Here is a 26,663-nt window from a genome sequence, read left to right as displayed (position 1 = left end):
TGCATTTCAAGAAGAAATGCAGCTCTCTCGCCATTATTGTTGAGCAGATAAAAATTCTGTTACTTGCTGAGGTGTTTTTGCATTGGCACTATGTAAATGTGCAAGTTTTTCACCATTTTGGAAAATCAATAGGCTTGGAATTCCCATAACATCGTACTTATCAGCAATTTCTGGAAGCTCGTCACGGTTTAGCTCATACCAGTCATATTGGTTGTACTCTTCAATGATTGGATCGATGAACATATTCATACGTGTGCAATCAGGACACCAGCCAGCATAAAATTTCACTAAAACTTTTTGGTCGCCAGCGATTAATTCGTTAAATTGTTCTGTAGTAGTAATAGTTTTCATTAAGTATTCACTCTCCTTGCTTTCCATTCTACACATTTTTCTCGCAATCTGAAAGTTTTCTGTTTGGCCGTTTCGATCGCTACCTCTTGTCCTTTTTTAGCTCGTTAAAAACAAAAAAAGATGTATACTGCAAAAATAATTGTTGAAAAAAGATTGCTAAATTAGACAAAATAATCTACACTAAAAACAGAAAAGTAGTTTTATCTTCATTCATTGAGAAGTGTCATTTTGGAACGAAGATAAACCTTAGTCGTGCTTGGTTGAGTGGAGGGAATCTCTTTCAACAAAAGGACAAAAAATTTACTAAGGTACACTTGATATTTTTTTGGCCAAAAAATGAATGGCTATTCATTCAATGGGAGAATAAGGGGGAATTGCTTGTGACTTACAACATTAAAAAAGCAGCTGTTCTAGGTTCTGGGGTGATGGGCTCTGGAATTGCAGCACATTTAGCAAATATCGGTATACCAACATTACTATTGGATATTGCACCAAAGGAACTAACGCAAGAGGAAGAAGTAAAGGGCCTTTCTTTAGAGCATCCAGCTGTTAGAAATCGTATTGTAAACGGAGCTTTGCAAAAGTTATTAAAGCAAAAGCCAGCACCACTTACTTCTAAGAAAAATTTATCACTACTATCAGTTGGCAACTTTGAGGATGATTTAGGGAAACTAAAAGATGTAGATTGGATTATTGAAGTTGTTGTAGAAAACTTATCAATTAAACAAAGTCTGTACGAAAAAATTGACGCAGTTCGTTCACCAGGAACAATCATTAGTTCAAATACATCTGGTATTAGCATTAATGCAATGGCAGAGGGACGTTCAGCTGATTTTCAAAAGCATTTTCTTGGCACACACTTTTTCAACCCACCTCGCTATTTAAAATTATTAGAAGTGGTTCCTGCCAATACAACTGCTCCTGAAGTAGTTAGCTTCATGAAAACGTTTGGGGAAGATGTGCTTGGTAAAGGAGTTGTACTTGCAAAAGATACACCAAACTTTATTGCCAACCGCATCGGAACATATGGTCTACTTATCACTTTACAGGAAATGTTAAAAGGTGGTTACTCTGTTGGTGAGGTAGACTCTGTAACAGGTCCGCTTATCGGCCGTCCAAAGTCTGCAACTTTCCGTACGCTAGATGTAGTTGGTTTAGACACATTCATTCATGTAGCGAAAAATGTTTACGATCAAACAACAGGTGAGGAGCAGCAAGTATTTGCAGTACCTGAATTTTTACAAAAAATGGTCACGAACGGTTGGTTAGGTGCAAAATCGGGTCAAGGTTTCTTCTTAAAACAAGGAAAAGAGATACATGAGATTGATCCAGCAACCTTAACGTATAGTCCAGCCAAAAAATTAAAAACACCTTCTATTGAAATGGCAAAACAAACTCGTGGATTGGCCAATAAAGTGAAGGCGTTAACCTATGCAAAGGATCGTACAGGCGAGCTATTATGGGGGATTTTTGCACCAACGCTCCTTTATTCTGCACAGCTACATGGGGAGATTGCAGATGATATCGTAGCCATTGATAACGCGATGAAATGGGGCTTCGGCTGGCAACAAGGGCCATTTGAGATATGGGATGCTATAGGCGTAAAAGATTCTGTGGCGAAAATGGAGGCTGAGGGCCGAGAGGTACCTGCATTTGTCAAAGAGATGTTAGCAAATGGCGTGGAGACATTCTATACAGAATTAGACGGAGATTTAGCTTACTATAATGGTTCACAATATGTGAAAGTGCCAGTCAATGAAAAAGAGATTAATTTAAAACGTTATAAGAAAAAGCATGGTGTGATTAAATCAAACACAGGTGCTAGTTTAATAGATTTAGGGGATGGAATTGCATTACTTGAGTTCCATTCGCAATCCAATGCAATCGGTTTGGATATTATCCAAATGATTAACTTTGCGGTAGATGAAGTAGAGGCTAACTATAAGGGCTTAGTCATCGGTAATCAGGGGAAAAACTTCTGTGTTGGGGCTAATCTAGGAATGATTTTAGTAGAAGCACAGGATGATAATATATTTGAGCTAGATTTCGTCATTAAGGCATTCCAAGATGCTATGCAGAAAATTAAATATTCACGTAAGCCTGTTGTAGCAGCACCGTTTGCCATGACATTAGGCGGGGGAGCAGAGGTTTGCTTACCAGCAGCACATATTCAAGCAACAATGGAAACATATATGGGCTTAGTGGAAGTAGGGGTTGGATTAATCCCAGGTGGTGGCGGAAATAAAGCGCTCTATCAAAAATTCCTCAAGGGCTTACCAAACGGCGTAGAGGTAGACTATCAACATATTGCTAATAAAGTATTTGAAACAATTGCGATGGCGAAGGTTTCAACATCTGGTGAGGAAGCACGTGAAAATAATTTCCTAAACTTTGCGGATGGTATTTCAGTTAATCCAGATCATCAATTGTATGATGCGAAGCAGGCGGCCTTAGCACTTTACGAAGCGGGCTATCAACCACCTGTACCAACTAAAGTGCCAGTGGTCGGTGCATCAGGCTATGGTACATTACTCATCGGTGCGCAAGGGATGTTTGAGTCAGGCTTTATTAGCGAACATGATTTAAAAATTGCTAAAAAATTAGCTTATGTTATTGCAGGTGGAAAAGTTCCGTACGGCACATTAGTCGATGAGCAATATTTATTGAACTTAGAGCGTGAGGCATTCCTTAGTCTTGTTGCTGATCCGCTATCACAGCAAAGAATGCAACACATGCTGTTAAAAGGTAAACCACTTCGTAACTAATTGACGAAATAGATCAATCTTGCACATGAAACAAAGGGGGATTAATACGATGCGTGAAGCCGTTATTGTAGCAGGAGCACGAACTCCAATTGGAAAAGCAAAAAAAGGTTCTTTAGCAACAGTAAGACCAGATGATTTTGGTGCTGTTGTAGTCAAGGAAACATTGAAAAGAGCAGGCTATGAAGGGCCAATTGATGATTTAATTTTAGGCTGTGCAATGCCTGAAGCAGAGCAAGGAATGAATGTAGCACGTAGTATTGGGGCACTTGCTGGATTACCAGATACAACCCCTGCTCTGACAATTAACAGATTTTGCTCATCAGGTTTACAGGCAATTGCCTATGCAGCAGAGCGAATTATGTTAGGACACTCAAAGGCAATTCTTGCTGGTGGTGTAGAATCTATGAGTATGGTGCCGATGGTAGGGAATACACCACGTTTAAATCCGACTTTAGCAGAAACGGCTCCACAATATTATATGGGCATGGGGCATACAGCTGAGGAAGTAGCTCGTCAATATAATGTTAGTCGTGAAGATCAAGATGCTTTTGCTGTTCGCTCGCACGAGCTTGCTGAAAAGGCAATTAAAGAAGGTAAATTCAATGATGAAATTGTACCAATCGAAGTGGAACAGCATTACGTAGACGATAACAATAAACCACAGGTGAAAAAATTCACATTTAGTATGGATGAAGGTGTACGTCCAGGTACATCAGTTGAAGGTTTGGCAAAATTGCGTCCAGCTTTCCACGTAAAAGGCAGTGTAACGGCGGGTAATGCCTCTCAAACTTCCGATGGTGCAGCAGCTGTACTAGTAATGGATCGTGAAGAAGCTGACAAGCATGGACTGACACCAATGGCAAAATTCCTAGGCTTTGCAGTTGGCGGTGTACCTCCTGAAGTAATGGGTATCGGGCCTATCGTGGCAGTGCCAAAAGCGTTGGAAATTGCAGGTTTATCCATCGAAGATATTGATTTATGGGAAATCAATGAAGCATTTGCTTCACAGTCATTACAGGTAGTACGTCATTTAGGTATCGACCAAGAGAAAGTCAATGTCAATGGTGGAGCGATTGCATTAGGGCATCCACTAGGCGCAACGGGAGCTATTTTAACATTAAAGCTAATTCATGAATTGAAGCGTCAAGGGAAGAAATATGGCGTAGTGACAATGTGTATTGGTGGCGGCATGGGTGCTGCTGGTGTATTGGAAATTCTATAATTTTTGCTAGATCAGCTTGAGGTGTACTGTTTACGGTTGCCTCCGAACATTGTATACGTCAAGCTTTTCTATACATGATCATTAGGGGAATCAACTAACAAAAAGATATATTGGGAGGAATTAATCATGACTGAAAAAACAACTGATTTCATTAAAGGCGGCGGATTTCTTATTGAAGATGTGGAATTAGATCGTGTATTTACACCGGAAGATTTCACTGACGAGCATAAAATGATTGCTAAAACAACAGAGGAATACGTTACAAATGAAGTTTTACCAGTAGTGGAAAATTTAGAGCACCATGAATTTGAACATTCAGTGCGTCTCCTAAAAAGTGCAGGCGAATTAGGTTTACTTGGAGCAGATGTGCCTGAAGAATACGAAGGGCTTGGATTAGACAAGGTTTCTTCCGCTTTAATCGCTGAAAAAATGTCTGTTGCAGGTGGTTTCTCTATCACACATGGTGCTCATGTTGGTATTGGGTCATTACCAATTGTTCTATTCGGTAATGAAGATCAAAAGAAAAAATATTTACCTAAGCTTGCTTCAGGTGAATTAATCGCTGCCTATGCATTAACAGAGCCAGGTTCAGGTTCAGATGCTCTAGGTGCAAAAACGACTGCAAAATTAAATGAAGCTGGCACACATTATATTTTAAATGGTGAAAAACAGTGGATTACGAATGCAGGCTTTGCTGATGTATTTGTGGTCTACGCAAAAATTGATGGCGATAAATTCTCTGCCTTTATCGTAGAACGTACCTACAATGGTGTTTCAGTTGGTCCTGAAGAAAAGAAAATGGGGATTAAATCATCATCAACTCGTACATTAGTATTGGAAGATGCGGAAGTACCTGTAGAAAATCTATTAGGCGAAATTGGTCGTGGGCATATCATTGCGTTCAATATTTTAAACATTGGTCGTTATAAACTAGGCGTGGGCACAATTGGCGGATCGAAGCGTGCATTGGAGTTAGCTATTCAGTATACAAACCAACGACAGCAGTTTAAGACAAAGCTTTCTGATTTCAATCTGACAAAAGAAAAATTATCAACAATGGCTTCTCAATTGTATGCTTCTGAATCATTAAACTATCGTACTGTTGGACTATTTGAGGATCGCTTAAGCCAGTTAAGCCTGGAAGAGCAAAAGCAAGGAAAAGTAATTGCAGGTGCGATCGCCGAATATGCGATTGAATGCTCTATTGCCAAAGTATTCGGTTCAGAAACATTAGACTATATTGCTGATGAAGCTGTCCAACTTCATGGCGGTTATGGCTTTATGGCTGAGTATGAGGTAGAGCGTATTTACCGTGATTCTCGTATTAATCGAATTTTTGAAGGTACAAACGAAATTAACCGCATGATTGTACCTGGTACATTTATGAAAAAGGCGCTAAAAGGTGAGCTGCCATTATTACAAGTGGCTCAAAATTTACAGCAAGAGCTGCTTATGCTAATGCCAGAGGAAATCGGTACAGAGCCGTTAGCACAAGAAAAATATTTAGTGAAAAATGCCAAGAAAATTGCTGTCTTAGCTGCAGGCTTAGCAGCCCAACGCTTTGGTGCAAAGCTTGATCAAGAGCAAGAAGTATTGGTAAACATTGCGAATATAGCTAACCAATTATTTGCAATGGAATCAGCTGTCTTACGTACAGAGAAGGCAATTGCTCGTGACGGTGTTGAAAAAGCACATCAAAAATTGCTATACACACAAATTTTCTGCCAAGAAGCATTCGCAGAAATCGAAAAGGAAGCAAAAGACACAATTCTTGCATCAGCAGATGGCGATGCTGCCCGTATGACATTATCTGCACTGCGTAAGCTAACGCGTAATAATCCATACAATCTAATTGTGAAGAAGCGTGAGGCTTCCGTTAAATTAATTGATGCTGAAAAATATATTGTTTAGTGCAAATTTAACCGAGCTATCTGCAAAAGATAGCTAGGTTTTTTTTATGAGATGGATAATCGTAAAAGGAGCGGATAAATTTGCACAACTGGTGGATAAACTTACAATAAAGAGTGAAGTTCACCATTGAAAACAACTATGATGGTATACTACAGAAAAAGACAGAAGAGGAGCATTGTAATGACGATTCAATTTTTCCATTATCCGAAATGTACAACATGTAAAAAGGCACAGAAGTGGTTAAATGAGCATGAGGTTTCCTATGAAGAGGTACATATCGCAGAGCAACCTCCCACTAAAGAAGAATTAACAGCTATTTGGCAGGCTAGCGGACAGCCTTTGAAGAAATTTTTTAATACCTCAGGTATGAAATATCGTGAGCTTGGCTTAAAGGACAAGTTAGCCGAAATGACGGAGGATGAGCAGCTTGAGTTATTAGCTTCAGATGGTATGTTAATTAAACGTCCCATCGTCACAGATGGAAAAAAAGTTACTTTAGGTTTTAAAGAAGTAGATTTTGAGCAAGCTTGGAAATAACCGTATTAAACCTTGTATTTAGAGGAGAAGTATGGCACACTGAAAGTGAATATATTACATATTTATGGAGGGGTTTTTTGCATGAGCACACCTAAAGACTTACGATACTCTGAAGAACATGAATGGGTAAAAGTAGAAGATGGAAAAGTACGTATTGGTATTACTCACTTCGCACAATCTGAATTAGGAGATATCGTATTCGTTGAGCTTCCACAAGTTGGCGACGAAATCAAAACAGATGATCCATTCGGTAGCGTAGAATCAGTAAAAACTGTTTCTGAATTATATGCACCAATCTCAGGTACTGTAGTGGAAGTAAATGCAGATTTAGAAGATAGCCCAGAATTCGTTAATGAATCACCATATGAAAAAGCATGGATGATCGTTGTTGAGCCTGCTGATGCATCAGAAGTTGAGAAACTAATGACAGCAGAGCAATACGAAGAAATGATCGCTGAATAAGACAAGCCATAATCGAAAAACGTCGGCAACTACCGGCGTTTTTTGTTATATAATGACTTATAAGTGGGGATCTCTAAATGGAGGTGGCGTAATGTTCGAGGGAAAATGCTTGATAGTAGAAGGGCGTTCAGATAAGCTACAAATTGAGCCTATTTTGAATGAGAATGTTACAATACTATGTACGAATGGTACAATTGGTGTGCATCAATTAGAAGAACTACTGGATCCCTATGAGGGCTGTGAGCTATTTACTTTTTTTGATGCAGATACTTCTGGGGATAAGCTACGTGCATTAATGGACAGACATTATCCAGAAGCTGAGCATCTGCGCACAATGCCAACATACAAGGAAGTAGAAACGACACCAAGAAAAGTCCTAGCGATGATTTTACTGCGTGCACATTTTTCAATCCATAATGAATATATTTTGTAAGGTTGCGTGAGTAAATGGAAGAATGGTCAACAGAGCAGTGGGAAACGGCTAAACAGTCGGGAGAGAAAACTGCATTTTATTTATATACACCGATGTGTGGAACATGTGCAGTGGCATCTAAAATGATGTCCGTTATTGAACAATTACTGCCACAGCTACAAATTGGGAAAGCAAATATCAACTTTTTGGAACACATTGCCTATGAGCATCAAATTGAAAGTGTTCCATGTCTACTCATCACTGATGGCGGAAAAGTGACAGAAAAAATTTATGCCTTTCAATCCGTACCATTTTTATATGAATTGTTAAAAAAATCAATTGACTGAACTTTACTAGCGTGGTAAAGTATCAAATATATTACTAAAACATTAAATATATCGAACTCTTATGAAGAGTGGCGGAGGGAAGTGCCCTATGAAGCCCGGCAACCATCACAATGTGAAAAGGTGCCAAATCACTCAAAGATTTTTCTTTGAAAGATGAGAGAACGGTTTAACGTATCATACGTGACCCCTTCTACTTGTCTGTGAGTGAAGGGGTTTTCTATATGAGAAAAGGAGTATTCGCTATGATCCAGCTTCAAAATATTACAAAGAAATACAAAACAGCAAATGGCGAATTAACGGCAGTCAAAGACGTCAACCTTACTATTAATAAAGGTGAAATTTTTGGCATTATCGGCTATAGTGGTGCTGGTAAAAGTACCATGATTCGTTTATTAAACGGTTTAGAGAAACCGACAGCAGGAACAGTAACGGTGAACAATCAAGAATTTTCATCGATAAAAGGGCAAAAGCTTAGAGCGGCTAGACAAAAGGTAAGTATGATTTTCCAGCATTTCAATTTACTTTGGTCGAGAACAGTTGCCGAAAATATTGCATTCCCTCTAGAAATCGCAGGCTTCCCAAAGGCTCAACGTGAAGCACGTGTGAAGGAATTGATTGCCCTTGTAGGCTTAGAAGGGCGCGATAAGGCATATCCATCCCAGCTTTCTGGTGGACAAAAGCAGCGTGTAGGAATTGCACGTGCATTAGCGAATAATCCAGAGGTTTTACTATGTGATGAGGCGACTTCCGCACTCGATCCTGAAACAACGGATGCTATTCTTGATTTACTCGTAGATATAAATGAACGCTTAGGCTTAACGATCGTCCTGATTACCCACGAAATGCATGTCATTCGCAAAATTTGTCATCGTGTAGCGGTGATGGAGGCAGGCGAAATTGTGGAACGTGGTGAGGTATTGCAAGTCTTCCAAGCCCCACAGGCAGCTATTACTAAGAAGTTTGTATCTCAAATTACAGACACTAAGGAAACACAAGATACGGTAGCACAAATTAAAACAAACTATCCAACTGGGCAACTTGTCAAACTTATTTTTGTTGGTGAAAAAACAGAACAGCCTGTCATCTCACATCTTGTGAAACAATTTGATGTAGAAGTAAGTATTGTTCACGGAAATATTTCGCAAACAAAAAATGGTGCATATGGTACATTGATTGTGCAAATTGATGGCTCTCAGACAAACGTCACTGAAGCCCTTCGTTATTTAAATACAGTGGAAGTACAGACGGAGGTGATTGAAAATGCTAACTAATCTCTTTCCGAATGTAGACTGGGAAAATATGTGGCAAGCTACGTATGAAACATTATACATGACAGCTATATCAACGGTTGTGACATTTATTCTTGGGTTAGTCATTGGTATTGTTCTATTTTTAACTAGTCCCAATCAGTTATGGGCAAATAAAATCGTTAACTTTTTAACAGGATCACTCGTAAATATTTTCCGTTCCATTCCATTTATCGTATTAATTATTTTATTAATTCCATTTACGAAATTTTTACTAGGTACAATTAGAGGAGCGAATGCGGCGTTACCTGCATTAATTATCGGTGCAGCACCGTTTTATGCTCGTATGGTATTAATTGCGTTACGTGAAATTGATAAAGGTGTGATTGAAGCAGCTCGTTCAATGGGGGCGAAAACTTCTACAATTATTTGTAAAGTATTGGTTCCTGAATCATTACCAGCCTTGATTTCTGGTATCACTGTAACGGCTGTTGCTCTTGTAGGTTATACTGCGATGGCAGGAATTATTGGTGCAGGGGGTCTTGGTAACTTAGCTTTCTTAGACGGCTTCCAGCGAAATCGCCAAGATGTGACATTAATGGCAACTATTTTGATCTTAGTAGTCGTATTTATTATTCAATGGATTGGTGATTTAATTACCGAGAAAATTGATAAACGCTAGCAAGAAAAAGAGGTTATTTCGGTTCTTACCGCTAACATATTTTAAACAAATAAAAGGGAGTGTCATAAATGAAAAAGTTATTAGCAGGATTATTTTTATCCATACTTGTACTAGCATTAGCAGCTTGCGGTACAGATAAAAAAGAAGATGAAAAATCAGCATCTGGCGATCAAACAGATAGCAAAGAAAATGTAACATTAAAAGTAGGTGCTTCTAATACACCACACGCAGTCATTTTAGATAAAGCAAAACCGATCTTAGCTAAAGAAGGCATAGACCTTGAAATTGAAACGTATACAGATTATGTTCTACCAAACCAAAATTTAGAGTCAAAAGATATTGATGCAAACTATTTCCAGCACATCCCTTATTTAGAGCTACAAATTAAAGACAATGGCTACGATTTCGTCAATGCAGGTGGCGTTCACATTGAACCAATCGGTATTTACTCAAAAAAATATAAAACGTTAGAAGACCTGCCAGAAGGCGCAACAATCTTACTTTCTAACTCAGTATCTGACCATGGTCGTATGCTGTCATTATTAGAGGCTAAAGGCTTAATCAAATTAAAAGAAGGCATTGATAAAACAGCAGCAGAATTAAAGGATATTGAAGAAAATCCTAAAAACTTTAAATTCGATGCAAACACTGCACCAGAAATGCTTGTACAAATGTACGAAAATGATGAAGGCGATGCAGTGCTTATCAATTCTAACTTTGCCATCGATAACGGTTTAAACCCAATTGAAGATGCTATTTCTCTTGAAGATAAAGAATCTCCATATGTTAACATTATCGCTGTACGTGCAGGTGATGAAACAAAACCTGAAATTAAAAAATTATTAGAAGTATTAACATCTAAAGAAATCCAAGACTTCATTTTAGAAGAGTGGAAAGGTGCAGTAGTACCGGTAAAATAAGAATCAAATAAAAAGGGTACATAAGTTTAACGACTTATGTACTCTTTTTTATTTGTAGTTAAATTGATGAGAAACTATGTATTTTTTATGACGTCTATTTATGTTTAGATATTGTTTAGTCACATTTATTACTATAGTAATGTTGTTAATATACGAAATAAATGATAGAAAGTAATAATAAGAAAAAACTAGATGGAGTGATTCTAATGAATGATATAAAATTCACCCATGATATCATGCAAGAACATGAAGTAGAACGTTACTTTAAAATATGGCGAGAAAATGTTATTAGATCACGCCTTACCATAACAGCAGTCTTTTTAAAAACAGCTAATTCTACACCACTAAATGATCAAGTTACCTCGTTTTTACAATCAAAAATACGCAAGACAGACTTGCTTTTTCAATTAGCCGATGGGGATCATTGGGGCATCTTCTTTTTACAAAGTAGTGATGTAGAAGCTAGGGCGTTTTTAAAACGAATATTTGCCATCTTAAAAGCAGAACGGAAGTTCCAACAGATTACATTAAAAGCCTCTATAACAGAAATAAGAAATAATAACGTTATTTTTGAAGAGCTGTTAAATAAAAATAAACAGATGTTACTAAGGGATGAGCAATTGATATGGAGTATAGCAGAGGTAAAGGATTACTGTGAGCAACCAACTGAATTAGTGAAAGTTAGTATTATTGAGCAAAATGCAATTTTTAGACAAGTATTAGAGTCAACGCTTAATCAAATAAATATCCCTTATTTTTCTTTAGATGTGAAGGTTTATGAGGATGGCTATAGCTTTTTGCAATCGGATGATTATAAATCAGGGCATATGCATCTAATTCTTATGAATGATATTTTACCTCTAAAAAATGGCTTAGAAATATTGCATATCTTACGACATATGCCCAATGAAAAGAAATTTATTATTTATATGATGTCAGAACGCAATTCTGAAGGGGCAGCGCTTAATGCTTATGAAGGCGGTGTTGATGAATATATTGTCAAACCATTTAATTTACGTTTGCTAGAAGCCAAAATTAAAAGAACGTTTGCGAGGTTTTGGCTATGATCAAGCTGACTATTTCGACGCTTTTTACAATAATTTTCTTCTTATTAGTTGTGCTCTTTATCTTTTTAATGTATTTACTTGTTCAGCGACAGCGTGAAAGCTATTTTGAAAAAGTTCGTGACCGTTATTTACAAAATTATTCTCAACTTTGGTATGATTACTTATTCAATAGCGCATTATTTAGTATCGTATTGGTACCTCGAGGAAGTGCCCAAGTAGAAGCTATTGAAAAAATTTTTTCATCCTATTTAAAGAATATAAGGAATGAACAGGTGGAACTAAAAATTAAACAATTCTCCAATCAATATTTAAAAGCATTCTACGAAAAAGATTTATCAAGTAGACGATGGAGTATTCGAATGAATGCCCTCTATCGAATTGCGGACTTACAAATAGAGGAATTGCTAACGAAGTGCCAAGATTTCGAAAAAAATAACAGTACAGATGAAGAACATTTCCAGTTATTAAAAATATACTCCCTTTTCCAACCAGATTTATTTATGGAGAAAATAAAAAATTCCAATGTAAATTACGCTGAAAGTGAATATAGAAGACTATTTGTATTATTAGATGATAATGTATTCATTCGATTTTTCCATGATTTTAATAGTTTGTCAGCCAATATGCAATTTGCTGTTATTGATACTGCTGCTGTAAAAAGAAAGATGGAGTATCTGGATGAATTAAAAAAATTATTAGATCATGATACACCGGAAATTAACATCAGAGCATTAAAAGGGCTTTATGAAATTGGTATTATTGATGAGATTGATCCCTTGATACCTTTTGTGACTTCAGAAATGTGGGAAGCCAGGTTAATGGTTGCTAAAATTTTTAAGCATGTACCGCTAACTTACACTTATAGTTATTTAGAGCAGCTTCTTCAAGATGAGAATTGGTGGGTACGTTCCCAAGCGGCAAAAACGATTGTAGAAGATCGACAAGGTATAGCCAAATTACAGCAATTCATTGAATCCTCAAATGACCAATATGCAATTGAAATGGCCCAGGAAATTGCAGCAAGAAAAGAGGGGAAGTAAATGAAAATAATTGACTATTGCATGATGTTTTTTGGGGGCATCATTTTATTTTATATGCTGTTCGTTATCGTGTCATATTGTACAATGTTCATCATTGCTATGCTAGATTTAAGAAAACGCTATCGTCTCGATCTATCAGAGTATGATGATGCGCATATAGATGCCTTTTATTCAAAACCCGTGTCCTTACTTGTTCCTGCTTACAATGAAGAAGTAGGGGTTGTAGATACAGTTTATTCATTATTGAATTTACGTTATCCTCAAACTGAAATTATCATTATTAACGATGGGTCTACAGATCAAACCCTTCAAACGGTCATCGAACATTTTCAAATGAAGCCAATCAATAAAATTGTCCGAACTAACATCCCTACAAAAGACATTAAGCAAATATATGAATCAGAAATCTATAAAAATTGTATTTTAGTTGATAAAGAAAATGGTGGTAAGGCTGATGCACTAAATGTGGGTATTAATGTATCTCAATATCCATATTTTTGCTCTATTGATGGGGACTCCATTTTAGATGAAAAATCCTTGCTGCGGGTGATGAAGCCTATCATTTTATCTGATGGTGAGGTCATTGCAGCAGGAGGTAATATTCGTATTGCAAATGGTGCAAAGATGCAGTTTGGCTCTATTTATGAGACTCAATTACCTAGTAATTACCTAGTAATCATGCAAGTAATCGAATATTTGCGGGCATTTTTAATGGGGCGAATAGCTTTAAGTAAATTCAATTTAGTCCTTATTATTTCAGGAGCATTTAGTGTTTTCTCTAAAAAATGGGCTGTTGAAGCAGGTGGATATTCAACCAATATTATTGGGGAAGATATGGAACTGGTGGTGAATATCCATCGACTTATAAAAGAAAAAAAAGAAAATAAGCGTATTGAATTTGTACCTGACCCAGTTTGCTGGACGGAAGCACCTCAAACATTGGGGGTACTGCGCAATCAACGAAGAAGGTGGCATCAAGGGTTATTTGAAAGTCTATGGAAGCATAAAAAAATGACCTTGAATCCTAGATATGGCATGATTGGATTTCTTTCGTTCCCATATTTTTGGTTAGTAGAATGTCTAGGGCCTCTTGTCGAGTTAGGTGGATATATTTATATTGTCATAGCCTTTTTCTTAGGGAAAATTTATTATGAGGTTGCTCTTATGTTGCTATTACTATTTGTGATTTATGGTGTTATTTTTTCAATAGCGGCAGTATTGTTTGAATCATGGAGTATGAATACGTATCCGAAAAAACGAGAGTTGTTCCGCATGATTCTTTTAGCGTTTACAGAAATATTTTGGTATCGTCCACTAACATTATTCTGGCGCTGTGAGGGATTAGTTCGTTTTGTCTTAAGAAAAAGTGACTGGGGTAATATGAAACGTGTCGGCATTGCTGAAAAGGAGAAAAGTGTATGAAACGAGTCTATATAGGGATTATGGTCGTTCTAGTCCTCATTATAATCCCTATTGCATGGTGGTACTTGGAAGATGAAAAACAGCTAAATGTGGCCATTATAGATAAAACGGTTCCGAATGAATCTTACCGAGAGCACTTAGGGGTGAATTGGTTTTTAAACCATTATAAATATAGATTGAATAATGAACCTTATAAAGTGGAACGCAATTTCTATGGAACCGTTCCAAATGATGAAACTAAAAGCGTTGTAGAAAAGAATTTGCCAAATGATTATAGTGACTATGATGTCATTTATTTGGCAGATACGTACGGAGTTTATAAAGATGATTTACAACAAGCAAAACGTTTAGGTGAGCGTTCTGAAAAAATTGTTGGAGGACTTGAACAAAAAGAATGGCAGGCAATCGTCGAACGCTTAGCCAGCAAAAAGAAGAGTATGTTAATTGCCGAGTATAACACGTTTGCTTCACCAACATCAGGGGAAGTTCGTAAAGAATTACAGGATTATTTAGGAATCACATGGTCTGGCTGGATCGGGCGTTATTTCGATGAGCTTGATTATCATAAAAACTTAGAAATACCGCAATGGGTTATCGATGAACATGGCGATAATTGGTCATATAAAGGTGGAGGCTTTTTACTATTTAACGAAATAACTGAAGAGCTCCTTGTTCTAGAAATGGACAGGCATGTTAAATCTGAAGGTATTCAAGTGCAGTTTACTGAAAATGGGGAAAAATTCTTTCATTCATCTGCAAGGGCGCAATACAATTATTGGTTTGACATTATTACACCCAAATATGCTGAAGATGCTCTAGCAAATTATAAATGGGATTTAACGAAAAAAGGAACAGAACTGTTAAAGGATAATGGCATTCCAGAACAATTTGCAGCAATTGTAGGCCAAGATAAAAGCTACACATCTAGTTATTATTTTGCAGGAGATTTTAATGATATCGCACGGGTACCGAATATTTATAAAATAAAAGGGTTACCTACAATCTATAAATATGCTGAGAAGTATGCGGACAGTTCGTTTTATTGGTCCATTTACATCCCAGTAATGCATAAAATATTTGATTCATTTGAGCACAAAGAGGTTCAGGAAACAGTAAATTATGAAAAATTAAACTATAATGCAAGGATTCAGGGACAATCTTTTGAAGTGCTAAGAGATGGCAAATGGGAACCAATCGTATTTAAGGGTGTCAATATCGGAATGGGGAAACCTGGTGCCTTTCCTGGAGAAGCAGCAATTACAGAAGAGGAATATTATCGATGGTTTAAACAAATAGCAGAAATGAATGCCAATACGATACGAGTCTATACATTACATCCACCTGGCTTTTATAGAGCACTTGCTAAATATAATGAAGAACATTCAACTAACCCATTATATGTTTTACATGGGGTTTGGATTAATGAAGAAGGTTTAGCAAATTCATTGGACGCCTACGATAAAGAAACGTTAAAAGATTTTCAATTAGAAATGAAACGAATGGTAGATGTCATTCATGGAAATATCTATGTGGAGCCTCGACCAGGACATGCATCTGGCTTGTATGATGTAGACGTATCAAAATATGTTATAGGATGGGTACTAGGAATTGAATGGTATCCACATATGGTTGCTGGAACGAATGAAAAACATGCAAATATTGGTCAGTACAATGGTACTTTTTTTGAAACCAAGAATGCCTCTCCATTTGAGCATTGGCTAGCAGAACAAATGGATGTTGTGTCAGTTTATGAAAAGGAAAAATATAACTGGCTACGTCCAATGAGTTTCACGAACTGGGTCACAACGGACATTCTTGAACATCCGTCAGAGCCATCTGAGGAAGAAGATTTAGTAGGGGTCAATCCAAATGTTATTTATACGAAAGGAGAGATGACTGCGCCGGGACAATTTGCTTCCTATCATGTGTATCCTTACTACCCTGACTTCTTTAATTTCGATAAAGATTATTTAAATTATGTCGATTTCCGTGGGAACAAAAATAGCTATGCAGGTTATTTAAATGAGCTCCATGAAGCTCATACTATGCCTGTTCTTATTGCGGAATTTGGTATACCAGCATCACGTGGGAAAACACATGATAATGTATATGGTTGGAATCAGGGGCAAATGTCAGAACAAGCACAGGGAGAAACACTTCAACATTTATTTGAGGATATTATGCATGAAGGGCTCATGGGAGGACTTGTTTTTACATGGCAAGATGAGTGGTTTAAACGAACGTGGAATACGATGGATTATGATGATCCGAATCGTCGACCATTTTGGTCCAATGCTCAAACAAATGAGCAACAATTTGGTTTATTAAGCTTTGATAGACTGAAGGTAAAAGTAGATGGAGAGACAACGGAATGGACAGGTAAACAGCTATATGATACTGCACCAAACAATCCAACAGATTTTGCAGTAGACTATGATGAGCGCTACTTGTACATTAAATTAAAAAGTGAGGAGTTAGCCAATACCTCTCCTCGCATTTTATTAGATGTTGTACCAGATCAAGGAAATACGTCTGCTACATCTATAAAAAATATGAAGTTTTCAAATGGTGTTGATTTTATAGTTGAGCTCAACAAAAATGGTCAATCTAGAGTTGTTATTGATGAATACTACGATTTCTATGATTATTTATATGGCCACCGTTTAAATTTAGTTGCTCCCCGAATGGCTAATGCTATTGAAAATAGTGGAAAGTTCTCTCCTATTTATTATGTGTTAAATAAACAACTATTTTTACCTGAGCAAAATAGAACGACTGATTTTAGTATCTACGAAACAGGGAAATTACTTCAAGGAAATGCTAATCCAGAAGCAAAAGATTATGATTCTTTAGTTGATTATACTTGGACCGATGACAATGTTATCGAACTTCGCATCCCTTGGCTATTGATTCAAGCTAAAGATCCGAGTCAGCGTGAGTTTATAGGTAACCTGTATAAAGATGGCGATAAAGCGGCCGTTAAAGTAGACAATATTTATATAGGTGCTTTATTTGTAGATAAAGAGAACAACGTTGTTCAATCTATGCCAGCAGCTACTAATGGTATTTTACCACCACTGTCTGCTTATACATGGGAAACATGGCAAGTTCCCAAATATGAAGAGCGATTAAAACAATCCTATTATATTTTACAAAAATTATTTAAATCATATTAAAGGAGCTAAGGGTTGATTCTTCTACCCTTAGCTCTTTTTTATTGAAATTGAGAAAGGCGGGAAAAGAAGTTTTTCACAAAGTCTAAAAATATAGCTTCTGAAGGTGCGATTTCTCGATTAACTGGTGAAATAATACCAACTGTTCTAGGTATTGTTGGAGATTCGATAGGGACCTTAATGGTAAAGCGAGCTGCTGAATCATAAAGAGAGCTCTCTGGTAATAGACTAACACCTATGCCAGCTGCGACTAAGCCCTTTAGTGCATCCAAATCTTCTCCCTCTGAAATGACATTTGGTAAAAAGCCTGCAGCTCGACAAGCATCCATCGCTACCTTATGCAAAATGTAACCATCTGGAAATAACACAAATAGATCATTTCTCAACTCTGCAAGCTGTATGCTTTCTCTTTTAGCTAATGGATGATTGGCTGGTAAAAGAGCAGCAATATTTTCAGTAAACAGAATGGTTGATTGGATGGATTCGTCCTTCGGGGGCAGGGGTCCCAAAAAGGCGAGGTTCAACTCCCGATTTTTGACTGCATCAATCAAAAATCGATAAGACCCTTGACGTAGTTGAAATTGTAAATCAGGATATTCGCGTTTAAAGGCTGAAATAACGGTTGGCAGAACATAGCTAGCTAAACTTGTTGGAAAGCCGATTTTAATTGAGCCCTTTGCAGGATCAAGATATTCTTCTATTTGCTTTGCTGCAAAATCGATGGCCTTTAATGCCGTAATGGTATGTTCAAGAAATGTCTTCCCTATTGGTGTTAATTTGACATTTCGTCCCACTCGTTCAAATAACGGGGTGCCTAACTCATCTTCAAGATTTGCGATTTGCCGACTAATGGCAGATTGGGCTACATGAAGATGCTCAGCTGCCTCTGAAATATGCTCACGTTCAGCAACCTCTACAAAATAGCGTAATTGACGTAACTCCACTAACATTTCACCTCTATTAATCTAAAAATAAGATTGATTATACCTTAATTATATATTATTTAAGATGGAAAATAACTGTTCATGTCAAAATAAAAATTATAAGCTGTTAGATATTTGAGAGTTTGCTATTGTAAGATGAGGAGGAGGTGGGATTCATGATAAAAAAAAGTTTAAGTTGGTTATTTATTTTAGTAGCCATCACGATGCTAACTTATTTAATTTTTAACGATCAAGATACAAGCAATACTAAGTTACAAGCAGTGGATGGTCAATTAGATTTATCAGAAATAACAAAAGAGGAAGAGATTGTAGCATTGTCTGGAGAATGGCGTTTTATAGGCAATAAATTTCTTGAACCTGCTAATTTTCCTGATCATGCTCCCATTGAAAAGGTTCCTGGACCATGGCAGGCCGATGCAGAGTATGGTACTTATCAACTTAAAATTAAGCTACCCCCTCATTTCAAAAAAATAGGTATTCGGGTACGAAATATTTGGTCATCTCATCGACTTTTTATAAATAATGAGATCGCTGCCTCCTATGGTAAACTTGCTACTGCTCGAGAAGCATCGGAACCAAGTAATCCTGTTTATGAAGTGTATTTTTCACCTTCTTCAGATTCGGTGATCCTAACAATACAAGTTGCAGATTTTTATAATGCAAGGCATGGCATTATATTTCCTATAGATATTGGAGATGCGGATGCTCTTGCAAAAGATGTCATTCAAGATGTGTACTTGGAAAAAACAACGATTATCATGTTATTAATATTTTCAATCTTTCATTTTAGTTTGTATTTATTAAGAATAAGAGACAAAGCGTTTTTTTATAGTGCAATGTATTTTTTTACGTTGGCAATTTTGGTATGTACAAGAGGCGAACGAACTCTTTATAGAGAGTTTCCTACTATAGAATTTGAATTTTATTTTCGTTTGCAAGATTTTATAACATATATAAATGCAGTGATGCTATTCCTGTTCTTTGCCTATACGGTAACAGCTATGATGAAGCGTAGGACAGCTTTATTATTTGTGTCACCACTACTATTATATGGTGTTGGAACACTGCTTTTACCAGCAAGATCCTTATCAGAGCTACAATATATATTTTTTACCTATATAAATTTCCTAGCATTTTTTATAATAGGACGATTATTGTATTTGATCATGACGAAAAGTACTCATGTTCCGAAAAATGAACTGATAATATTAAGTGCCACAATTATATCTCTATTAATTTTTAGCATAAGTGGAACCTTTGATCAGCTTTTTTTCTCTGGACGAAATGTTTTTAATCGTATTGGTCTGCTATTCTTTGTAGTATGTATGAATATTTATTTGGCAATGCGACTAATTAATCGAACAAGAGACGCTGAATTATATAGTCAACGTCTAGAAAAGGCGACAATCGGTAAGGATTCCTTTTTAGAAGTGACAACAAATGAATTAGAACAACCTCTTTATCATGCATTAAATATAATAAAATCCTTATCAAATCAATCTATGACGGATAAGCAACAACTACTAGAACAACAATTAGAACGCTTATTATATCTAGTAAATGACTTAAAAGATTTTACTAGAATAAGATTTCAGGATTTCAAAATAGATGTACATCCAGTTAATATACAAATGATTATTCAGCATGTACTAACTATGCACGAAAAGAAAATAAAAAAAACGCATATTCGTTTATACAAGCACATGAATCCGAAATTATTAGTTCAAGCTGATGAGCAGCGTGTAGGACAAATCTTATACAGGGTACTTGAAACAGCTATTGCTCACGCTGGGAATGGAGATGTGATTCTAACTGTTTTACATTTTGATACAGACGTAAGGATTTTGGTAGAAGGAGCTGGCCCTGAGCCTATACAGCAAAAAGCAGCAGATGAGACAGGACAGTCGATAGGGAAAGCCATCATTGAGCAGATGGGTGGTACATATTCGATAGATTTATTACATAATGGCATTCGATTTATCATCACATTGCCATTTGGGGGCTATGAGCAAGTGCTAAAAGACAACGAGAAGTTTATCATTACGAATGATCAGCCACTGTTCAATGAAAATTTGCCAAGATTACTCATAGTTGAGGATGATGTCATTCATGCAGAGGTTTTACAAACATTACTACAAGGCCAATATGCGATAGAGGTAGTGCATTTTCCTGAGGAGGCACTCAGCGTTATTCAGCAAAAAAGACCTGATTTTTTATTAATAGATGAAGTGATGCCTGGAATGGGGGGCATTGCCCTAACCAAGTATATACGTCAGTATTATAGCTATATAGATTTACCGATTATGATGTTAGTAGCCAATGAATATCCAACGAATATTTCACTTATCCTGGAATCAGGGGCCAATGATTATATCCGTAAGCCAGCTACAAAAGAAATGTTACTTTCGCGTTTATCGGCTATAGCATTAACGAAAGAGGCGATGGGCAAAGCGATACAGCATGAAATGGCTTTTCTACAGGCACAAATCAATCCTCATTTTTTATACAATGCACTCAGCAGTATTATTTCGTTTTGTTATACAGACGGGGAGCGAGCAGGGCATTTATTAACGATGCTTTCTACCTATTTACGTTATATATTAGAATCAGGTAAGGATGGACAACGCGCAACGTTAGAGAAAGAGCTTGAAATTATACATGCCTATGTAGAGATTGAACAAGCACGCTTTGGTGATAAGTTAACGGTTATTTTGACAGTAGAAGAGACATTAGATGCTGCCAAGGTAGAAATTCCAAGTTTACTGATACAGCCTTTAGTTGAAAATGCAATTCGTCATGGGATTTTTGAAAAGGATGGAAATGGGACAGTCTTTATTGAAATTAAAAGGCAGCAAAATAATCTTAGCATTCAAGTGAGAGATGATGGCGTTGGTATGACTGAGGAACAGGTAAAAGCTTTAAACAATGGAGAAAATATATTTTCAAATGGCATCGGATTTACTAATGTTCTACGTCGAGTAAAAGAAATGCCGAGTGCTACTCTTTCTATTACTTCTAAAAAAGATGAAGGTACAACAATGATATTTATACAACCTTTAAAGGAGCTTCAACATGTGGAAAATTATTATGGTAGAGGATGAACAGCCAATTTTAGATTTGCACAAGCTATTACTTGAAAAAGAGGGACTTTTTCAAGTTATTGCCACCTTTACATCACCTTTAGAAGCAATAACTCAAATTTTGTCCATTAAGGGTGAATATGATGCGCTAATTTTAGATATAGAAATGCCTAAGATGAATGGATTAGAGCTTGCGGCTATTTTAGTAGAAGAAGGCATTGATGTCCCTATTATTTTTTCAACAGCCTATGCAAAATATGCTGTTGATGCTTTTCGAGTACAAGCATTAGACTATGTATTAAAGCCCATGACACCAAGTATTGTACTACAAGTAAATGAAAGACTTACAAAATATTATGGGCGTCAAACACAGCGAAACACTACGAAGTTGGTAGTTAGTTTAAAAGGTGAGGTTGGAACAAGGATACATGACAAAGCTATTAAATGGCGAACAAAGGTTACGGAGGAGCTATTTTATTATTTATTAGTCCATGAAGGAATCGTAGTATCGAAGTATCGTATTTTAGATGATATTTGGCCTAATATAGATGAGAAAAAAGCGTTAGCTAATCTTTATAATACGATTTACCGTCTACGTCAGCTTTTTATAGAGCTAGGTTTACCTATTCAAATAGAGCGCGTGAATGAGGGCTATGAGCTGAAGACAAATGATGCAATTGTTATCACTTCTACCTCAGAGTCAGATGCTTTTTTACTGGAATCAAAAGGATATTTATGGGCATATCATCTAAATTAATGGAGAAATGGCAGAAATGTTGGATACAATCTACGTTTCTGTCTTTTCATTTAACTAAATTTACTTTTCTGAGGATACAATCCATTAATTTTTATAGCAAAATTTCTTTCTTCCAATATGAACTTAAATTGATTCCATTTTAATGAAATAGGTTATAGTATAGATATGTTGTTTATGCTAATTTGTCACAAAACAGCTACAATTAGCACTTTTCTCGAGGTTTTCACTATGTAGCTAGATGAAATCAATTCTCAATTAGGGATATTTTATTGAAAATGAAGAAAGTCTATTCTCATTGTTTAGGTGAAGTAGTAATAATCTGAAAATGCTTACAAAGTCTTTATTTTTAAAGATTTTATTTAAGGAATGGGAAAGTAATTGAAATGGTTTGCATAGAGAACGATTTTCAGTTAAGATTAGAATGATGATAATTAAGGAATGGTTGACCCATTCACTGAACACTATGGAGGTATTTTCATGTCAACTTTAGTTATTAAAGATCTTCACGTTGCTATCGACGGAAAAGAGATTTTAAAAGGCGTAAATCTTACAATTAATACAAACGAAATTCACGCAATTATGGGACCAAACGGAACTGGTAAATCAACACTAGCTTCTGCTATTATGGGTCATCCAAAATATGAAGTAACTTCAGGTACTGTTGAGCTTGATGGCGAAGATGTTCTTGAGATGGAAGTAGACGAGCGTGCTCAAGCTGGTTTATTCCTAGCTATGCAGTATCCTTCTGAAATTGCTGGTGTTACAAATGCTGATTTCCTACGTTCAGCAATTAACGCGCGTCGTGAAGAAGGCGATGAAATTTCATTAATGAAATTTATCCGCGAATTAGATAAAAACATGGAATTCCTAGAAATGAACGAAGATATGGCACAACGTTATTTAAATGAAGGTTTCTCTGGCGGTGAGAAAAAACGTAATGAAATTCTTCAATTAATGATGATTAAACCAACGATCGCTATTTTAGACGAAATTGACTCTGGTCTTGATATTGATGCTCTTAAAGTAGTATCTAAAGGAATCAACGCAATGCGCGGTGAAGGCTTTGGCTGCTTAATGATTACACACTATCAACGTCTTCTTAACTACATTACACCAGACCATGTACACGTAATGATGCAAGGACGTGTTGTGAAATCAGGTGGTGCAGAGCTTGCACAACGCTTAGAAGCAGAAGGTTATGACTGGATTAAAAAAGAATTAGGAATCGAAGAAGAAACAGAAGAACAAGAAGCATAAAAAGGAGGACGAACTAGCATGACAGTGGAACTTAACTTGCCTGTAACAGTACAGGACGTGCGCTCGTTCTCAGAAGCAAATGGTGAACCTACTTGGTTTACAGAACTTCGCGCGGCAGCACTAGACAAAGTAACTGGTTTAGATTTGCCAAAACCAGATAGAACGAATATTACAAAATGGGATTTCATGAACTTCCCAGCGTTGGCAGTTCATAGTGAGGCATTCCCTTCATTGGATGCTCTACCTGAAGAAGCAAAAGGTTTAATTGACCTTGAAGCACAAGAAAACCTATATATTCAACGTAATAATACACCAGCATATATTAAGGCATCACAAGAACTTGCTGATAAAGGTGTTATTTTTACTGATATTTTCACAGCAGTTCGTGAACATGGCGAACTTGTACAAAAATACTTTATGACAGAAGCTGTTAAAGTAGATGAGCATAAGTTAACAGCACTTCATACAGCACTTGTTAATGGTGGAGTGTTTGTATACGTACCAAAAAACGTGATCATTGAGCAACCACTTCAAGTTGTTTTCCTTAATGACAATGCGGAAGCTTCATTATATAACCATGTTTTAATAGTAGCAGAAGCAAATTCTGCTGTAACATACGTGGAAACATATATTTCAACGGTTGAAGAAGCAAAAGGCCAAGCAAATATTATTGCAGAAGTAGTTGTCCAAGATAATGCGCAAGTAACATATGGAGCAGTGGATGTGCTTGCAAAAGGCTTTACGACATATGTAAATCGTCGTGCACGTTTAGCACGTGATGCAAAAGTAGATTGGGCTCTTGGTTTAATGAATGACTCAGATACAATCTCAGAAAATATTACTCATCTAATTGGTGACGGTTCTCATGCAGATACAAAAACAGTAGTTGTTGGTCGTGGAGAACAAAAACTTAACTTCACTACTGAGGTTCGTCACTGGGGTAAAAACTCAAACGGGCATATCTTAAAGCATGGTGTCATGAAAGATGCAGCTCAATCTATCTTTAATGGTATTGGCTATATCGAGCATGGTGCAACAAAAGCCGATGCACAACAAGAATCACGTGTATTAATGCTGTCAGAAAAAGCTCGTGGGGATGCAAACCCAATTTTATTAATTGACGAAGATGATGTAACAGCAGGACACGCAGCATCTGTTGGTCGAGTAGATCCATTACAGCTTTATTATTTAATGAGCCGTGGTATCTCGAAAGCAGAAGCAGAGCGCCTTGTTATCCATGGATTCCTTGCGCCAGTTGTTACGCAATTACCAATTGAAGGCGTTCAAAAGCAACTGACGGAGGTTATTGAAAGGAAAGTTCGCTAATGATGAATAAAGACATTAAAAGCTATTTCCCAATTTTAAATCAGGATGTAAATGGTCATAGACTTGTATATCTTGATAGTGCAGCGACGTCTCAGAAGCCTGTTCAAGTGATTGAAGCGATTAAAGCTTATTATGAATTTGATAATTCCAATGTTCACCGTGGGGTGCATACACTAGGAAACCGTGCAACAGATAAATATGAAGGTGCTCGTGAAAAGGTTCGTAAGTTTATTAATGCACAATCAACACAGGAAATTATTTTTACGCGTGGTACAACAACCGCTTTAAATACAGTTGCGACAAGTTATGGACGTGCAAATGTTGTCGAGGGTGATGAAATAGTCATTACTCATATGGAGCATCATTCCAATATTATTCCTTGGCAACAATTAGCCAAAGAAAAAAATGCAACTTTAAAATACATTGAGCTTGAAGCTGACGGCACTCTTAGCCTAGAGAAAGTACGTGCAACAGTCACACCTAAAACTAAAATTGTTTCGGTGTCTATGGCATCAAACGTACTTGGAACAATAAATCCAATTAAAGAAATTGCGCAAATTGCACATGCTAATGGTGCTGTCATGGTAGCCGATGGTGCACAAGCTACGCCACATATGAAAATTGATGTGCAAGATTTGGATGTAGATTTCTTAGGTTTCTCAGGGCATAAAATGTGCGGACCAACTGGAATAGGTGTACTATATGGTAAAAAGGAACACCTTGAAAAGATGGAGCCAATTGAATTTGGTGGCGAAATGATTGATTTTGTTGGGCTTTATGAATCAACGTGGAAGGAATTACCGTGGAAATTTGAAGGTGGAACGCCTATTATTGCAGGTGCAATAGGTTTAGGAGCCGCTATTGATTTCTTAACTGATATCGGGTTAGATAACATTCTAGAGCATGAGCATAAGCTTGCAGGCTACGCAATGGATCAACTTGAGACAATTGACGGTTTGAAAATTTTCGGCCCACGTGACCCTATGAAGCGTTGTGGATTAGTGACATTTAATCTCGATGATGTACATCCACATGATGTGGCAACTGTGCTTGATATGAACGGTATTGCTGTTCGTGCTGGACACCATTGTGCACAGCCACTAATGAAATGTCTTCAGCAAGTAGCGACAGCACGAGCAAGCTTCTATCTGTACAATACAGAGGAGGATATTGACCGTTTAGTTGCAGGGTTACGTTCTGCGAAGGAGTATTTTGGCGATGTCTTTTAATAATTTAGATCAACTATATCGTTCAGTCATTATGGATCACTATAAGAATCCTCGTAATAAAGGATCTTTAGATGAGAATGCTGTAACGATCGATATGAACAATCCGACTTGTGGCGACCGTATTCACTTAACATTGAAAGTGACAGACGGTGTTGTAGAGGATGCAAAATTTGATGGTGAAGGCTGTTCTATTTCTATGTCCTCTGCATCAATGATGACACAGCTCATCAAAGGAAAGAAAGTAGAAGAGGCTATTGAGCTTTCTGATATTTTTTCTAAAATGATGATGGGTGAAGAGTACAGTGATAAATATGACCTTGAGGATGTTGAGGCACTGCAAGGTGTTTCACAATTCCCAGCACGAATTAAATGTGCAACATTGGCTTGGAAAGCAATGGAAAAAGGTGTGAAATAAATCTTACTTCCTTGTTCTTGAGTGAAAGCTACTATGGCTTCACTCAAAGCAAGGGATGATTACCTAGAAAAATACATCTCAATGAACGGAGGAGAAA

At 36.9% G+C, this 26,663-nt stretch carries 22 protein-coding genes and 1 riboswitch; of the genes, 20 read left to right on the top strand and 2 right to left on the bottom strand.

Annotation, left to right across the window (positions count from 1 at the left end):
* Window positions 1-33 precede the first annotated feature (33 nt).
* The gene (locus tag JIN86_RS18650) at window positions 34-378 is read right to left on the bottom strand and encodes a thioredoxin family protein (protein WP_081456917.1); all 345 of its coding nucleotides are present in this window, start codon (window positions 376-378) and stop codon (window positions 34-36) included.
* 353 nt (window positions 379-731) lie between these two features.
* Here JIN86_RS18650 and JIN86_RS18645 point away from each other — a divergent pair, with 353 nt between their 5' ends.
* From JIN86_RS18645 to JIN86_RS18580, 14 genes are all read left to right on the top strand, one after another.
* Window positions 732-3,116, top strand: a complete 2,385-nt coding sequence (locus JIN86_RS18645) for a 3-hydroxyacyl-CoA dehydrogenase/enoyl-CoA hydratase family protein (protein WP_009371998.1) — start codon at window positions 732-734, stop codon at window positions 3,114-3,116.
* A gap of 49 nt (window positions 3,117-3,165) precedes the next feature.
* Window positions 3,166-4,338 carry an acetyl-CoA C-acetyltransferase gene (locus tag JIN86_RS18640; protein WP_202342571.1) on the top strand — a complete coding sequence of 391 codons (1,173 nt, stop codon included), beginning with the start codon at window positions 3,166-3,168 and terminating at the stop codon, window positions 4,336-4,338.
* Window positions 4,339-4,464: 126 nt separating this feature from the next.
* Complete coding sequence (locus JIN86_RS18635) at window positions 4,465-6,249, top strand: acyl-CoA dehydrogenase family protein (RefSeq protein WP_202342570.1); 1,785 nt, start codon at window positions 4,465-4,467, stop codon at window positions 6,247-6,249.
* 180 nt (window positions 6,250-6,429) lie between these two features.
* Window positions 6,430-6,786, top strand: a complete 357-nt coding sequence (locus JIN86_RS18630; protein ID WP_004228225.1) for an arsenate reductase family protein — start codon at window positions 6,430-6,432, stop codon at window positions 6,784-6,786.
* 81 nt (window positions 6,787-6,867) lie between these two features.
* Window positions 6,868-7,248: a glycine cleavage system protein GcvH gene (gene gcvH / locus JIN86_RS18625; protein WP_004228227.1), complete on the top strand. Its 381-nt coding sequence runs from the start codon at window positions 6,868-6,870 to the stop codon at window positions 7,246-7,248.
* 91 nt (window positions 7,249-7,339) lie between these two features.
* Window positions 7,340-7,681, top strand: a complete 342-nt coding sequence (locus JIN86_RS18620; protein WP_004228229.1) for a toprim domain-containing protein — start codon at window positions 7,340-7,342, stop codon at window positions 7,679-7,681.
* A 14-nt stretch (window positions 7,682-7,695) separates the two neighbouring features.
* A complete protein-coding gene (locus JIN86_RS18615; protein ID WP_004228230.1) occupies window positions 7,696-8,007 on the top strand; it encodes a thioredoxin family protein in 312 nt (103 codons plus the stop codon).
* Between the two features lie 56 nt (window positions 8,008-8,063).
* A riboswitch (SAM riboswitch) is annotated at window positions 8,064-8,167 on the top strand.
* 82 nt (window positions 8,168-8,249) lie between these two features.
* Window positions 8,250-9,278 carry a methionine ABC transporter ATP-binding protein gene (locus JIN86_RS18610; RefSeq protein ID WP_004228232.1) on the top strand — a complete coding sequence of 343 codons (1,029 nt, stop codon included), beginning with the start codon at window positions 8,250-8,252 and terminating at the stop codon, window positions 9,276-9,278.
* Window positions 9,268-9,936 (top strand): methionine ABC transporter permease, encoded by a 669-nt coding sequence (locus tag JIN86_RS18605; protein WP_202342569.1) that lies wholly within the window; start codon window positions 9,268-9,270, stop codon window positions 9,934-9,936. Before JIN86_RS18610 ends, JIN86_RS18605 begins: the two co-directional genes overlap by 11 nt.
* A gap of 68 nt (window positions 9,937-10,004) precedes the next feature.
* Complete coding sequence (locus JIN86_RS18600) at window positions 10,005-10,856, top strand: MetQ/NlpA family ABC transporter substrate-binding protein (RefSeq protein ID WP_004228236.1); 852 nt, start codon at window positions 10,005-10,007, stop codon at window positions 10,854-10,856.
* A gap of 206 nt (window positions 10,857-11,062) precedes the next feature.
* Window positions 11,063-11,923 (top strand): response regulator, encoded by an 861-nt coding sequence (locus JIN86_RS18595; RefSeq protein ID WP_202342568.1) that lies wholly within the window; start codon window positions 11,063-11,065, stop codon window positions 11,921-11,923.
* A complete protein-coding gene (locus JIN86_RS18590) occupies window positions 11,920-12,963 on the top strand; it encodes a HEAT repeat domain-containing protein (RefSeq protein ID WP_004228238.1) in 1,044 nt (347 codons plus the stop codon). The genes JIN86_RS18595 and JIN86_RS18590 overlap by 4 nt, the downstream gene beginning before the upstream one ends.
* Window positions 12,964-14,385 carry a glycosyltransferase family 2 protein gene (locus JIN86_RS18585; RefSeq protein WP_004228239.1) on the top strand — a complete coding sequence of 474 codons (1,422 nt, stop codon included), beginning with the start codon at window positions 12,964-12,966 and terminating at the stop codon, window positions 14,383-14,385. It abuts the gene before it with no gap.
* Window positions 14,382-17,561 (top strand): hypothetical protein, encoded by a 3,180-nt coding sequence (locus JIN86_RS18580; protein WP_202342567.1) that lies wholly within the window; start codon window positions 14,382-14,384, stop codon window positions 17,559-17,561. The genes JIN86_RS18585 and JIN86_RS18580 overlap by 4 nt, the downstream gene beginning before the upstream one ends.
* 38 nt (window positions 17,562-17,599) lie before the next feature.
* On the opposite strand, the gene gltC is transcribed toward JIN86_RS18580, so the two are convergent.
* Entirely contained in the window at window positions 17,600-18,502 is a 903-nt protein-coding gene (gene gltC / locus JIN86_RS18575; protein ID WP_004228242.1) for a glutamate biosynthesis transcriptional regulator GltC, read from the bottom strand.
* 155 nt (window positions 18,503-18,657) lie between these two features.
* On the opposite strand from gltC, the gene JIN86_RS18570 reads away from it, so the two are divergent.
* From JIN86_RS18570 to sufU, 6 genes are all read left to right on the top strand, one after another.
* Window positions 18,658-21,603: a histidine kinase gene (locus tag JIN86_RS18570; protein WP_202342566.1), complete on the top strand. Its 2,946-nt coding sequence runs from the start codon at window positions 18,658-18,660 to the stop codon at window positions 21,601-21,603.
* Window positions 21,575-22,339: a response regulator gene (locus JIN86_RS18565; RefSeq protein WP_004228246.1), complete on the top strand. Its 765-nt coding sequence runs from the start codon at window positions 21,575-21,577 to the stop codon at window positions 22,337-22,339. The genes JIN86_RS18570 and JIN86_RS18565 overlap by 29 nt, the downstream gene beginning before the upstream one ends.
* A 477-nt stretch (window positions 22,340-22,816) precedes the next feature.
* Window positions 22,817-23,596 carry a Fe-S cluster assembly ATPase SufC gene (gene sufC, locus JIN86_RS18560; RefSeq protein ID WP_004228249.1) on the top strand — a complete coding sequence of 260 codons (780 nt, stop codon included), beginning with the start codon at window positions 22,817-22,819 and terminating at the stop codon, window positions 23,594-23,596.
* Between the two features lie 18 nt (window positions 23,597-23,614).
* A complete protein-coding gene (gene sufD, locus JIN86_RS18555; protein WP_004228250.1) occupies window positions 23,615-24,922 on the top strand; it encodes a Fe-S cluster assembly protein SufD in 1,308 nt (435 codons plus the stop codon).
* Window positions 24,922-26,151 (top strand): cysteine desulfurase, encoded by a 1,230-nt coding sequence (locus tag JIN86_RS18550; protein WP_202342565.1) that lies wholly within the window; start codon window positions 24,922-24,924, stop codon window positions 26,149-26,151. The genes sufD and JIN86_RS18550 overlap by 1 nt, the downstream gene beginning before the upstream one ends.
* A complete protein-coding gene (gene sufU / locus JIN86_RS18545; RefSeq protein WP_016993621.1) occupies window positions 26,141-26,566 on the top strand; it encodes a Fe-S cluster assembly sulfur transfer protein SufU in 426 nt (141 codons plus the stop codon). The genes JIN86_RS18550 and sufU overlap by 11 nt, the downstream gene beginning before the upstream one ends.
* Window positions 26,567-26,663: the final 97 nt, after the last annotated feature.

This window comes from Lysinibacillus sp. HST-98 (assembly GCF_016757845.1).
GTDB classification, from domain to species: domain Bacteria; phylum Bacillota; class Bacilli; order Bacillales_A; family Planococcaceae; genus Lysinibacillus; species Lysinibacillus capsici.
The sequence above is the reverse complement of the archived record's forward strand: the minus strand, read 5'-3'. Positions and strand labels throughout refer to the sequence as shown.